14 protein-coding genes are annotated in these 13,636 nt (G+C 34.1%); 1 reads left to right on the top strand and 13 read right to left on the bottom strand.

Annotated elements, in window-relative coordinates; genetic code table 11:
• Nucleotides 1-36: 36 nt before the first annotated feature.
• The 8 genes from ACJG85_RS08755 to ACJG85_RS08720 form a co-directional block, all read right to left on the bottom strand.
• Nucleotides 37-924: a hypothetical protein gene (locus ACJG85_RS08755; protein WP_412476161.1), complete on the bottom strand. Its 888-nt coding sequence runs from the start codon at nucleotides 922-924 to the stop codon at nucleotides 37-39.
• A 29-nt stretch (nucleotides 925-953) separates the two neighbouring features.
• A complete protein-coding gene (locus ACJG85_RS08750) occupies nucleotides 954-2,477 on the bottom strand; it encodes a T9SS type A sorting domain-containing protein (RefSeq protein WP_412476160.1) in 1,524 nt (507 codons plus the stop codon).
• A gap of 525 nt (nucleotides 2,478-3,002) precedes the next feature.
• A complete protein-coding gene (locus tag ACJG85_RS08745) occupies nucleotides 3,003-4,124 on the bottom strand; it encodes a hypothetical protein (RefSeq protein ID WP_412476159.1) in 1,122 nt (373 codons plus the stop codon).
• 49 nt (nucleotides 4,125-4,173) lie between these two features.
• On the bottom strand, nucleotides 4,174-4,872 hold the full coding sequence (locus tag ACJG85_RS08740; protein ID WP_412476158.1) for a hypothetical protein: 699 nt from the start codon (nucleotides 4,870-4,872) through the stop codon (nucleotides 4,174-4,176).
• Nucleotides 4,835-5,872, bottom strand: coding sequence for a hypothetical protein (locus tag ACJG85_RS08735; protein ID WP_412476157.1), 1,038 nt, complete (start codon nucleotides 5,870-5,872; stop codon nucleotides 4,835-4,837). Before ACJG85_RS08735 ends, ACJG85_RS08740 begins: the two co-directional genes overlap by 38 nt.
• Nucleotides 5,873-5,874: 2 nt before the next feature.
• Entirely contained in the window at nucleotides 5,875-6,375 is a 501-nt protein-coding gene (locus ACJG85_RS08730; protein WP_412476156.1) for a Pycsar system effector family protein, read from the bottom strand.
• A gap of 69 nt (nucleotides 6,376-6,444) precedes the next feature.
• Nucleotides 6,445-6,618 (bottom strand): hypothetical protein, encoded by a 174-nt coding sequence (locus ACJG85_RS08725; RefSeq protein WP_412476155.1) that lies wholly within the window; start codon nucleotides 6,616-6,618, stop codon nucleotides 6,445-6,447.
• 1,313 nt (nucleotides 6,619-7,931) lie between these two features.
• Nucleotides 7,932-9,617: a T9SS type A sorting domain-containing protein gene (locus ACJG85_RS08720; RefSeq protein WP_412476154.1), complete on the bottom strand. Its 1,686-nt coding sequence runs from the start codon at nucleotides 9,615-9,617 to the stop codon at nucleotides 7,932-7,934.
• Between the two features lie 1,049 nt (nucleotides 9,618-10,666).
• On the opposite strand from ACJG85_RS08720, the gene ACJG85_RS08715 reads away from it, so the two are divergent.
• Entirely contained in the window at nucleotides 10,667-11,086 is a 420-nt protein-coding gene (locus ACJG85_RS08715) for a DUF6943 family protein (protein WP_412476153.1), read from the top strand.
• A 270-nt stretch (nucleotides 11,087-11,356) separates the two neighbouring features.
• On the opposite strand, the gene ACJG85_RS08710 is transcribed toward ACJG85_RS08715, so the two are convergent.
• From ACJG85_RS08710 to ACJG85_RS08690, 5 genes are read right to left on the bottom strand one after another with little or no spacing between them, the layout of a single operon-like run.
• A complete protein-coding gene (locus ACJG85_RS08710) occupies nucleotides 11,357-11,533 on the bottom strand; it encodes a hypothetical protein (protein ID WP_412476152.1) in 177 nt (58 codons plus the stop codon).
• Nucleotides 11,520-11,756, bottom strand: coding sequence for a hypothetical protein (locus tag ACJG85_RS08705; protein WP_412476151.1), 237 nt, complete (start codon nucleotides 11,754-11,756; stop codon nucleotides 11,520-11,522). Before ACJG85_RS08705 ends, ACJG85_RS08710 begins: the two co-directional genes overlap by 14 nt.
• Before the next feature lie 12 nt (nucleotides 11,757-11,768).
• Nucleotides 11,769-12,212, bottom strand: a complete 444-nt coding sequence (locus ACJG85_RS08700) for a hypothetical protein (RefSeq protein ID WP_412476150.1) — start codon at nucleotides 12,210-12,212, stop codon at nucleotides 11,769-11,771.
• Between the two features lie 12 nt (nucleotides 12,213-12,224).
• Entirely contained in the window at nucleotides 12,225-12,620 is a 396-nt protein-coding gene (locus tag ACJG85_RS08695; protein WP_412477189.1) for a DUF5675 family protein, read from the bottom strand.
• Between the two features lie 40 nt (nucleotides 12,621-12,660).
• Nucleotides 12,661-13,419, bottom strand: a complete 759-nt coding sequence (locus ACJG85_RS08690; RefSeq protein WP_412476149.1) for a hypothetical protein — start codon at nucleotides 13,417-13,419, stop codon at nucleotides 12,661-12,663.
• Nucleotides 13,420-13,636 lie beyond the last annotated feature (217 nt).

The raw sequence follows: 13,636 nt of genomic DNA, 5'->3' as shown, positions 1-13,636 counted from the left end.
CTTACTATTCTTTTTACTTTTACCTTTTTTCAGATCCTAAAGAAAATATCCATAAAGCTCTCCATCGATAATTTTTGGTTTTTTATCTAACAATATATTTTTGATTTCATCACTAGTTTTAGATAATTCCTTATCTTTTGAATCTGTAATACTAAAAATATCAGTTAAATGATCCTTTAATGATTCCAGAATGGTTTTATTTATTTCTATACTATTTTTACTAAATTCTCCTAAAGTTATATTTGAACTATATGTTTCGTCTTCCTCTAAGGTTGAAAAATTTTTACTTTCATGAGCTATTTGAGCAACAAAGTGTGCCTTCTTTAAACAAGTATCTAACCCAAAACTTTTTCTGTAGAGATTTATAAATGGTAGTATAGAGTTAATGATTAATGTTTGCTTTGATGAAAGTTTATTTAAACCTGTTGTACTCTTTAACAATTCTAAAGTTAACTCTTCCTCACAATGCGTACAATAGAACTTACTGTCAATCTCTAAATTATCAGTTAAATTATTAGATTCAATAATCTTGTTAGGGAGTCTTTTTTTCCATTTGCTTATAATCATTGGAGACGTTGTTAGTAACTTATCCAAAGGAACATATTCTAACCTTTGGGGGTTAAACAAAAACTCCTGCAATTTAGCATCAACGATTCTTTCTTTCTCAAAATCATATGCAAATACTTTTATTCTCAAGGGGTTGTATACAAACTCACCTTCCAAAACATCATAAGTCTTATGTGTAGGAGAAGTAAATTTTGCCGTTATATTTTTTGTTATAGGGTTGTAAACACCCTCAACAACTTTGTTATCTAATGATATCAGAATTTGCTGAGATTCTGGATCAAAATCTGTTGGTTCAACTATAATTGTAAAATCATCACTATGCAATGATTGCTTATATGGGGTTATTTTCTTTGTCATTATAAATATCTGAAGAAAAAAGAATAAAACTACTGTTTCACAAACTTACAGCTATGCTTATATTTTTCTGTATAAACTTCAAGTAGATAGATACCTTGTGGAAGCTGTACAACATTAAAAAAATCATTGCTCGTTGGTTGTTCCAAAACGGTCTTTCCTGTAAGGTCTATGATTTTGATAGCTGTTATTGGTTCAGTCAGTCCTTGTATTTGCAATACATCAGTAACAGGGTTTGGATATACGATGATACCATTTCTTTGAAAGTCAGTGGTTGCTAAATTCTCTCCACTCAATTTCAAAATCCAAAAATCGCTGTCGCCATGATTTCCTGATACATCTCCATCATTAGAATAAGTAAAGCCAGCCACTGCAAATCCGCCATCAGTTGTTTTAATTAAAGAAAAGGCTTCTTCATACTCCGAACCGCCAAATGGCTTCTGCCATTGAACAACTCCTGCTGTATTCAATTTTACAAGCCACACGCCACCGTTATCATTGTTGCCCGTCACTACATCACCATCATAAGATTGGCAACTCCCGGCAACAACAAAACCGCCATCATTGGTTTGCACTATGGAGTAGCCTCTATCGGAATTACTACCGCCTAGTGGTCTTTGCCATTGTATTGTGCCCAACGAATTTAATTTAACAACCCAAAAATCATGCTCTCCGTGCTGGCCTGTAATGTTTCCATTGCTAGCATTAGAATAAATAATGCCAGCTACAGCATAACCGCCATCGGTAGTCTTAATTATACTTATGGCTTCATCTTCATTAGTCCCTCCCAAAGCTTTTTGCCACTGAATGGTTCCGGCACTGTCTAATTTTACTACCCAAAAATCATAATCACCGTGATTTCCTGACACATCCAAATCATTGGAATACGTTTTACCGGCCATTACGTAACCTCCATCGGCTGTTTGGCTGATACTTTTTGCTTGGTCAGAAGCAGTACCGCCAAGAGTTTTTTGCCATTGTAAAACACCTGAAGAATTAATTTTAACAATCCAGACATCGCCTCCTCCATTATTATCATTTATATCACCATCGTAAGAGGTAGTAAGACCCGCAACTATAAATCCACTATCAGAGGTGGGAGCAATGCTATAAGCCATATCATTGTTTGTTCCTCCATATGTTTTTTGCCAAAGTATAGTACCGGTCGAATTTAATCTCACAACCCAATAATCATACTCTCCGTGATTTCCTGTTACATTACCATCCGTTGAAGCTGTAAAACCGGCAACGGCATAACCACCGTCAGTTGTCTGAACAACACTGGTAGGAGTGTCCTCATCAGACCCTCCTAAAGACTTTTGCCATTCGATAGTTCCTGTGGCATTAAGCTTAACAACCCAATAGTCTTGAACACCATGGTTTAACGTTACGTTTCCATCGGATGAATAAGAATAGCCAACTGTTAAATACCCTCCGTCCGATGTTTGTATAATCGTCGAAGCCATATCTTCCAAAGTTCCTCCTAATGTCTTCTGCCATTGAAGTGTTGGGGTTTGTGCTGTAACATAACCTACACATAATAGTAAGGTTACCAAAAAAAATATTTTTTTTCATAATATAAATTAAAGAGACACTATAACAAGTAAATTAGTAATATTTAAAAATTTAATTTTTCTTTTTAAAAAAAATCAAAGTGACTATAAAATGAATCAAACATAAAAAACAAAAGCTCAAAACCTCAAAATAATTATCTCCAATAAAAAAGGTGAGATTAAATGAAGATGTTTCATTTCCATCATGAGCATACCTCGCATATCTTTGAAGTGAACTTTCATTATAAATTAACAATATTAAAGAGAAAGAGAACAAAAGAGTGAATGCTATTTGAAGCCATTTTGTAAAGAAATGCTTCATAATAAAAAAAATAGGAGTATAAAATATATTATATATACTAATAACCAAAAAAAAGAATAATAATTGAAACAGTATTGTCTTTAAACTTTCTTCATTAATTTCATAATTAAACTTACACCTCCAATTATAAAGACCATAAACGCCATAAAACAAGAGTCCAAAAACTATAATTATTTCAGAGATAATAAACTGCTTAAAAATCATTTTCATTTTTTCCATACTCTTTTCATTTTAATTGTATAAGTCAAAAAATCATCAAAAGGCTTATAACCATACTGATGTTGCAAAACCCATTGAGCCATAACTCCTGCTCTATAATTATACTCTGTTAAATTGGTAAATTCTGCATACTTTAAATCCTTAGTAAAATCACTTTCAGACACACCAAATTTATCACCATATTGTAGAATAACAACTGCGTCATAACCAATTTCACCTTTATTATCAATTGGAGTAAATTTTTTTACGGCTACTTTTGCCGTTTGTGTTCCACCAATACAAAATAACGATAGTCTTTCTTCATCAGGTCTTGTTATGATGTTCAAACTATCAACCCCGAAACTGGGAAAAGTTTCTACGTTTATTTTGTCTTTAAACCAAAAATAATCGAGTTTATCTTCAAGAAAATCACTATTGTTTTCTTTAATGATCGGTTTAGTCAATTTGTATTGAAAAACTTGATCTATTAATTTTATCATATTATCAATTACAATTTTACCACCCTCTGTTTGATAAATAGCATCTGCAATTACTTTAGTCTTATAATATTCTTTTCCCTTTTTTTCAAAGAAGTTATTTACCAAATCCTCTCCAGCTTGTTCATAAAGGGTTCTTTTCTCAGAAAAATATAACGACTGTAAGTCTTCTATTGTATTAAAGTAGCCTTTTATTTTATTTAGAAAAAAGTTTTTAATGAATTTTTCTGAGACATTACTTAAGACACTATTCTTGATTAACTCTGGCATAAGTAATTTTTTCTTATCAAGCTTTAAAAGTTCCTTATCAAATTCATCACTTAAATCATTACTCAATGGTTTAAAATGATCCTTATATAAATCATTTTCATAATTATTCCAAAGCGTGGCTACTTCCTTAAAAATTTTCTCAGCATTTTCGTTTGAAGGAACTAAATTAGTATGAACCCTTTGATCTTCCTTATCTTCCCTTGCAATTGTTCGGTCATTATCGATTAAAATTGGCATCCCTACCTTTATCTCATTAATATCTGACGCAATAACTGATAGATCTTTTGGAAAAGGAAGTTTAAATGTTTTTTCATTGATAGTAAATAATTGTTTTTCTTTACTCGTTGATAAACGTTGCTTCATTTATATAAGCCAATACAAACAAAAAAAGGCATGTTCCTGACTGTTTTATTTATTCAAACAATCCTAAATCCTTCTTAATTTGTGCTCTCGGTGTACTATGTAAAAAGACTGCTTCCTTCCAATGACAATCTTTTAATTTAGCATCTGCACCACAGTAGCAAGGCGTATTTCTACGTGGTTTAGGTTCAGTAAGATAACGCTCTAAAAAAGCACTAATCCCTTCTTTGCTTGAAACTCCTGTAAGTATCTGGTAAAGTTCAATAGTTCCTTTATCATGATGATCCCACTCTTCCAGTTCAGATGCATCACCAAACTTCTTAACCAAAGCCCACGAAAAATACCTGGGTAGGTAATAGTCAACAAAATCTACTAGGCGTAGTCCGCCGGCCGCAATTGCATTAGCAATATAGGTATGCTCAAGGCAAACAAAGCCTTTTTCATTTATGTGATATTTATCAGACTTTTCAAAATGATCATCTAATAGAATTAATATCGGGAAGGAATTCGGATATTTAATATCTACACCTATAACCACTTCAAATGACTCTATTAATTGCTTATTCTCATCTAGCAAATAGTATTGACCTGAAAATCGGTTAAACTTCTCTACCCCTTTTTTGTTTCTAATGTTTACAATACCATCATATCGAAGACCTGGATTCAGCTTAAGAACTGAATCCTTATCATCTTCGAAATTTTTTATTTTCTTATTACTTGTCCGTAAAATAAGGTTTGTAACCGGTAGCATTTTGTTGTAATTGAGACATATTATTTAGAACGTTTGTACTTGCTGGGAGAATTACATCTTTAAATTTTAATTCCCCATCCTCTGATTCTTCAATAGACGGATGGTTTTTTAAGTAGCGTCTCCAGTTAAATTCATGCTGTTTATAATAAAATCGGTTTTCAGGCTCTTGATAAATATAATCAGATTCTTCGCCATCACTTTTATAAGTAAGATGTTTGAAATAATCAGCATGGCTGGTTTTATAGTTGATAATGTTGTCTCCCACTACTACACCATTGCTAACAGCTTGTCCCTGCATCTTACAAGGCAAACTGGTGTGAAGCCCGGTCGTGGTTACTTCGCTGCATTCCCCAATCCCCGCGTTATGCCAAAGAGTATCCTCATCATCCCCAAAATCAATTCCTATACGGCTGTAAATGCGTTTCACACCTTGTTCGTCAAACATATTTCTTAAGTCGTTCTCCATAAAATAACTTATAAAGGAAGCTGCCATTAGAGAATTATCAACTGCCTTCTGTTTTGTAACGTTACGGCCTCCAAAATAAACCATTAAGCCATCACCCTGCAGACGATGGATATAACCGTCAAAATACCAGCAGGTATGTATTGCCGCCATTTGAATCACCCGGCAAATATTTGCCACCACATCTGGATCGTATTTTTTGAAAAGTCCGGTAGAATTTTTAATGTCAACAAACATAGTAACAATGTAATGATACTCACTGTTGTTGGTGCTTTTTAAATGAGAAAAACTCGGATGTGAGCCTAATTTCTCCGCATACCTTACCTCAGTTCCGGTAATAGAATTTAGAGCACTAAGGCTCCTGAAATTAGCTTCTCGTTTATTCTCATTTAACCAATTCATTGTTGGGCTTGTATCCATAACTGGTCCACTCAGTCCTTTACTCAAAGTCATGTTTGATTTATTTTTCCCTTTTGAGCCAGTGCGTAACATATGAGCTATGTCGTCCGCATAATTTTTGTATAATGCCTGTTTCATTTTTATAATATTTTAATTCCAATTATTGTAATGCAGATAAAAACAGCTATCAGAAAATAACTTGCCAAACACAGATAAAAAAACTTCTTTTGAAGTCCTTTTGCTAACAACTGAACCTGGTTTAAATAATCCTTCATCTGCTTTTTTTCTGTCATTGCTTCATAAATAACTTTGAACTCCGTATCCGTTATGCCTGCTACACAGCTGTAGTTGAGTACAGAAATTTTTTCGCCTGTCTTATGTTTAGACACATAGGGTATAATGGCACGTATAACATAATAAATACTTATTAAGCATGCTGATAATGATATCCAGATTAAGACTACAATGCTTTGAGTACAAATCAAATCATCTTTAATAGTATAATATCCTGTAATGATGCCTCCAAACAAAAATGTTGTCAGAGTCAAATACAAGCTGCACTTATTATTAACACTATCATAATAATGGTCATATCTATCCATCGTATGTTTTAACATATCCGTCTTTTCCACAGTTGTCATTGTAAATTGATTTTAATAATTAAAATCACTAGTCCAATATATTGGGCTAGTGATTTTGAAGATAATTCGCTACTTTTCTTTACGAACTCCTTTAAAAGGGGTGCCATCCTGTTTTACATCCATAAATCGGCCGGTGTTAGCATCTCGCTTAACCCATTGCTCGGTTTTAGGATTAAAGGTTTGACTCCTTTCTTTCACGGCGCCGATACGATGACCGTCGCCAGATGGCGGATTTTTTGCCATGACGTTGAATTTTAGAGCGGTCGCACTATTTGATACTGAGGCGTGAGGCCAAAAACCTGAGGAATAATTAGGATATAAGAATAAAACTTATATTTTTGCAGAAGAAATCTAGGGGTCCAAACCAGATTTTCTTAAGGCCGAAGCGTCTATTCCATTCGCTTCGGTCTTTTATTTTTTAAATTATTGACAAATGTTGAAAACTAGTTTTCAACAGAGAATAAATATCCACCCGGGCACTACACCCGCCACATGAACTCAAAATTAAATTATTTTTTTTTCATAAACCTCTCACTTAAAACTTGTTATCAACAATTTAATTAACAGTTTTAAAGCATCACTTTTTTAACAAAATTTTCGTTCCTCCATCCCAACGCTCCTAAAAAAATACCGTCACAGTTATTGATGCAATAACACGTACACTGCGTGACTTATGCCGGTAATTTTTTCCCCAAAGCTTCTTTACATAATGTGGCGTTATGGCTCATTATGAACTCCCTGCTTTTAACAAAACCTTGTCATGAGCCATAACAACATTATGTAAAAAAGCCGCGCACATTATCTTAACGAGAACCATTGGTGGTGACTCCAGGGCAACTTTTTTAAAACAGTCATCATGAGCGTAATCGAAGGACTCGAACCAGCTTGTTTTAAAAAAACCACCCTTCGCCACCACCCTATCCCTATCACCAATACCTTTTCAATTGAATAGTTGCAGTCATCTGTTTTCTATTCACAATACTGCAACTGTTTTATCTGCTAACCGTTTAAATAGGTAGTGTTTGTATTGCTTTTATAAGTGCCTTCCCTGATGCTATTGAACTCCTTTGCTATAATTCACAATCTGTGTTCTCCAAAATATTCAAGGCACCCATAAAACCAAAACCTTGCAAGCGTATCATTGTTTTATTTGCCCATTACTCCAGCATAAATTGCTTTCACAATAGCCGATGCCACGCCGCTACAAAGCACATTTATTCTGATAGCAGTATTCTGCAAACTGAACTTTATTTCATGGCATCAGCTATTCATAAAAGCAATCACAAATTACCCGGTTAGCAAATAAAAAATGATACCCTTGCCAGAACGTCCGCTAATAAAAATAGGAAGTGTTTGCATTGCTTTTATAAGTACCTTTCCGAATACTATACAACCATCTAACTAAATACAGCCACCTCTGCACTAAACATTATCTCCGGCACCCATAAAACCAAACCAAAAAAAGGGTATAAAATCCATTTCTGAATTTTATACCCTTTCCAAAAACCTGCATTGGCATCAGCTCTGATTTAAAAACAATAATGAAACTAAAAAAACTATTGCTTTATAAATTTTTGAACAAGTTTTTTTCCGGAATTTAAAGTTGCTTCTACAAAATAAACACCGTTTGAAAATGAAGTGGTATTGATAGAAAAATTTTCATTAGTAATGTTATCGGTGGTATAAATTACTTTTCCATATATATCATAAACTTTGATTGATTGAATCAAAAAACTTGTTGGATTACCATCAATATACAAATTAGAATTCACAGGATTTGGAAAAACTTTTATAGAATCATGGTCCAAATCATTTGTACCTAGAACCTCTTCACATATCACAAGGGACTCATCAACTAAGCTTGGAAATTGTTGGTCATTCACAAGTGTCAAATTTTGATTAAATGAAAGTACATTAGTGGTAACTTCAACGCTATGAAAATTCGGTGTAAAAGGTACATTTTCAAGTTGAGATTGTACAGATACATTTTTACACGAAGACAAACCTGTCCCCTTATTAATTTTAATAAAATAATCATTCCCATTAACTCCGGAATAAGTTCCAATGGCAAAAATTGTATCTTCAAGCTCTTTTAAATAATTTGCTCTACCAAAGTCAGTTAGTTGACCATTTGATGATACATCTGAAAAAACAGTGCTCCATATACTATTATTAGAAGTGCCATCAAATTTTCCAACAAAAAAGTGAGAAGAATCTATTGACCATCCTCCAGATGGTAGATATTTACCAATTGTTCCACTATAATAAATGGTTCCATCATCTGACTGCTCTATAAAGTCTAATAACGAAATATCATAGTCATTTACATTTAGGGCTTTAACAAAATTTACAGCAGGACTACCATTTTGGTTTAATTTTATTATTAATCCCGTTGTGGGTACCACATTAGAACTTAATAAATCCTCATAACCGCCGGTAAGAAATAAATTATTTGAAGACACATTCGCTATTTCAAAATGAGTCCCAAGGCTATACCTTTCCAATAAACCGATTGGATTCCCATTACTTTTATCAATTTTTAATATAAAAACTTGTTGAACAGAATTTGGTACCCCTGCCGCTCCTTCTACACCTATTCTACCTATTACAGTATAATTATTTTCGAACTCTAAAAAAAATTCAGGCATTAAATAGTAACCACCTAATGTATAAACATTTGACCACACTAAATTATGCTGATTGTCAAATAATGCAATTATCGCAGAACTGTCTAATGTCCCCTCTTCTGGATTATTTGGATTAATGTTAAAGTATTTATAAGAACCGCATATTACAGATTTGGAATCACTTAGCTTTTTACCAAATTCAAAAATAGTATTACTTGAATTAAACAGTGAATTGGTAACACTAAAACTTTTGCCGTTTAGAAATTGGAAATTCTGTGTTTTAATCATATTTAAAACATTATTATCGAAACTAAACAGTTCAAAATCTGTCAGACTATTTGAAAAGATTGGCTTGGTTGAATGAAAAGGACTAATAGTTAAAAAAGATTCTGGACCATATTTATTAGAACTTATTAAATCCCCAGAGTAATTGAAATTTAAATACTCAGTAAAAAAAGATTCCCCTATAATTAAAAATCCATCATCACTAAATTTAACTCTATTCCAATTTGTATTAGCTGGGTTTTCATTTATTCTTTTATGAAATAAAGTTTGAGAAAAACAAACTGACTGATTCAAAAAAATAATTACCGATATTAATAAGGTTGATTTCACGATCTTTGATTGTTAAATTGATATTTAAATTAAGGCTAAAAAAACTAAGTGTGTAATAAATTTTGAGAAAGTATAACTATTTAAAAAATACTGAAATGAGCCAATAATCCTTTAACCAATTTCAGCTTTAATAATCTTCTTTTGAATATCCTGCTTTTATCACCCATCACAGACACCAATTTTATAATTTCAAATTTAATATTAGGTACAACAAATACATATACCTGTAAAAAGGTAATTTATACTACCTCAAATCAAGCACTAACTTGAAAGCTAAATGGCCTGGCTAAGCAATCTGCCCTTTTAAAGTTATAACCTTAGTACAGACTTTATCAATACTTATAAAATTTAAACAACAACCCCAAGTAGCATAAATTTCTAACCTGTTTTCTCAATATCTCATATCTTTGAGGTAATACCAGATTATATAGTTTTATAATACTGTTTGCTTTTTAACCAAGCTTAAATAAATACTATGGCACCCTTATTTTTTTAGTTGAAAACATTGCTTTCAACTGTTTTCTACAAACTACTATATGACGGTTTTAATCAGCTAACCACTTAAATCGGTAGCGATTGCATTGCTTTTATGATTGCCTTTAATTATCTTACAACAATGACATTATAATCGTGTAGCGCTTTCTATTCACTACTCAAGGCACACATAAAACCAAAACCTAGGAAAGCGTATAAAATCCGTACCGGAATTTTATACCCTTTCCCGAACCCAGTAGTATCGCTACCACAAAAATCTATACATCATAAATCGACTAAAATTGGTCAAAATAAAAATGAAAAAAAAGAGAGCAAATCTATGTTGCAGGTATTCAAAAAAGCAAGTTCGAGCCCTTTGGGTTTTGGCCAAAATCTCCACCCTGCGGGTAGTATTTCATCCAAAAAACTGGCTTTTTTGAAACCTTCCTCAAGGTCAAACGGCTTTCTTTTTTTTCCTTTTTTCTTTTGAAAAAATTTGTGTGTGGGCCTAGCTACTAACTCGGAATCTCCACTTAACACAGGAACAGGAAGAAGTTAACTTTAATTCCGAAGCCATGACCAACTTTATCATCAAAACCCACAAAGCAGGAACTACCTATTCAAAACCCCATTTATTCATCCTTAACAAAGGACTAAACAGTGGAAAGCCGCAGAAAGAGCCATTTACAAACAGCTTTGTGATACTCTTCCAACATGAAGAGGACTGCGAAAACTTCTATTTTACTGCCTTCAGCTTATGGCAAACCAAATTCTGGCACCAATTCCTTATCGGCTCCGTTATCCCTTTCCTAAGAATTCAGGATTTCAAAAAAGAATTCACTCCACGTGCCAATATCATGATGGAAGAACACGAACAACATCAAAAAAATATTGCAGCACTTAAGGCTTTGGAGCAAAAGGAACATCAATTTCATGAAAACTTAAAATTGATAAATGATATCAGAAGGATAATTATGTATCGATATTGTAAATAATCAACTAAAAACATACACTATGACACTATTCATTCCATACCAAACGGACATTTGGAAATCGAAAACCTCTCGAATTTTTTTGGCGTTTTTGACTGTCGAACAAAAACAACAGACTGCGCAAAATATCACGGACTAGTTACCAATACTTCTGCAGTTGTAATCGAGGAAGTTATTCTGAACTTATGTGAAGAATGCTAATAAAAAAAGCCTAGTCGTAAGACTAGGCTTTTCATTTTGCTTAACCCTAAGGTCACCACAACTTAAGTTAAACTATTTCTTGTGCTTCTTTAATATTCTTTTTAAAACTAACGAAACCGTAAAACTAACAACAGCGCCTAAACCGGCTAAAACAACTGTTTTAAGAACATCTGTTGAGTCTAAATTGGGCAACACACTCAAAAAGGTCCCTCCAACAGTCCCGGCGAAAGTAGGGTTATTTGCCGTCATGCTCTTTCTGTTGAGATTGCTCCTCTTTTACAGTAAGTTGGCTAACGGCTGATAGTACTCCCCCGGCTACCGTTACATAACCGCCTATAGTAACCACTACAGCAGGCAAAGCTACTGGGGCTGTCAAAATGGTACCGCCTACAGCAGCCAAAACCAATCCGATATTGCGAAGCACTTTAAAAAATGTCGGAGTGGGAGATGTTATTCTCTTTTTAATAGTCATGATCAGAGGCAATTAAGTTGAGAATAATAGGCCTTTTATTGACTCTTCCAATTGCAAATCCGATAATTGAAATGCAAAATCATACTGAGGTAAATTTATAACCCGAATTTCCCATTCATCTGCCGATGTCGCAAGTACCGATTCAAACAATATAGGCTTAGGAGTCGACTTTCCTCCAACTGCAATAAATGACACATCATACAAGGTGCTGACCTCAGACATAACCCTTTGATGATAACTTCCATCGGGCAATACATTGTCATTCACATTTGCTAATGCAATAGTATTAACGTCATGCAAGACATAACTAAAGTCCGGCCAAGGAGACCTGCTACCTCCAATAGGGCTGATTTCAGCTTTCGGGGGCATAGTCTCTGCCACAACGATTGAACTGCTTAAAGCAGTAAACAATAGAAACAATACTAGTTTCAAACTTTTATAAAAATTGGTTTTCATGATTTTAAAAATTTAAGATTTGATGATGATTAAAACTCGTTGCTTTTTATCCAAAGTCGCATAAACTAACGTTTTGAGCTTGGTAAAAGCTTTTCGGGATTGTAATCCCAATCCGGCTCCCGAAATTTTGGTAACCGGTGCAATACAGCCATTCAGTTCTTTAAGGACATTATTGGCTGGGTGAAACAGAATCCAGCTTCTGTTCTTTACTTCAATGATTTCCAAATGCCATTTAAACTTCTTACTGTATCTTTTTCTGATGAAATACTTCCCCTCCGGAATGCAGGAAACCTTCGTTTCGTTATTCTTCCAAGGCAATTCAATGGTGTTACAAATCAATTTGTCCTCGCATTCGAGTTTACCATTAGTTCCTTTGGGGAAATAAGTTCTGGTTAATACTAAAACCACTTCTAAACCGTGTTTGTCAGACTGAGCTTGTCGAAGTCCATTATACTCCACTATCAACCTTAGCAATCGACAAAGGGTTAAATGCTCCATTTTTAAGCGGATACATTTGTCCATTAGTCTCTTGATAGAACTCAATACCTAAAGCCAAAAACAAAGGTTTAGTCGAGTTGGCAGTCACGGCATTAGTGTGATTGATAGCTGCTGTTGGTGTGGCATCCCAAGGTAAGATTGCTGTCTCAGAGGTAGCAACAACATAAGTCTCAGCCTCAAAATCAACTTCAGCACCACCGGAAATGATTTTAAAATGGGTAGTTCCACTTGGTGCAGCAATCATATTCAACGGAACAAACGAAGCAATATCAACGGTAATCTCTCCAGCAGCTCTGTCAATTGCAGCCACAAATGGTGCATACAAACTGGTACCTAGCTTACCACGGATATTGAACTCAAAACCAAATAACAATTCAGCCTCTCCGTCAATAACGTTTCGCAACCCTCTCTCACTGACAGTATCCGCTTGAATAACCTTTACCATAGCTTGGGTAAGTCTGCTAACCATTCTACTGTCAGCTGAATTAATCAGCAATGGTCTTAAGGCAGTTCGTAAAAGCTTCCCAGCCTTCCCTGCCCTGCCAAATTCAGAACCATTCTCACGAGTCCTCTGAAATGCCGGGTCACTGGCTATTCTATTGGCATCAATTCCTCCTTTCTCGCGTGCCAAATGCCCATCCTGTGTCTTGTAAAAGGTAATATCCCCGATAGTCCCTTTTAATTTAATTATGCCTTTCTGTCTAGCCATAATCTTTACAATTTTTGATTAATACTCATTTTCACAATTCACTTTCATCTCGATAATCGTTGCAACTAAATCTCGAATGATTTGAACAAAGTTTTATTTATTCAATTTTCATATCCTAACACCACAATAAAAAGCCGTAAATAATCACCAAAAACCACCAAAAATCATCTTTGTAATTTATCCCAAATTCAATAATTTTGTAAAATATGGTTGAGGT

This window comes from Flavobacterium mekongense (assembly GCF_047038255.1).
GTDB classification, from domain to species: Bacteria; Bacteroidota; Bacteroidia; order Flavobacteriales; family Flavobacteriaceae; genus Flavobacterium; species Flavobacterium mekongense.
This window is presented reverse-complemented; position numbering and strand designations above follow the sequence as displayed.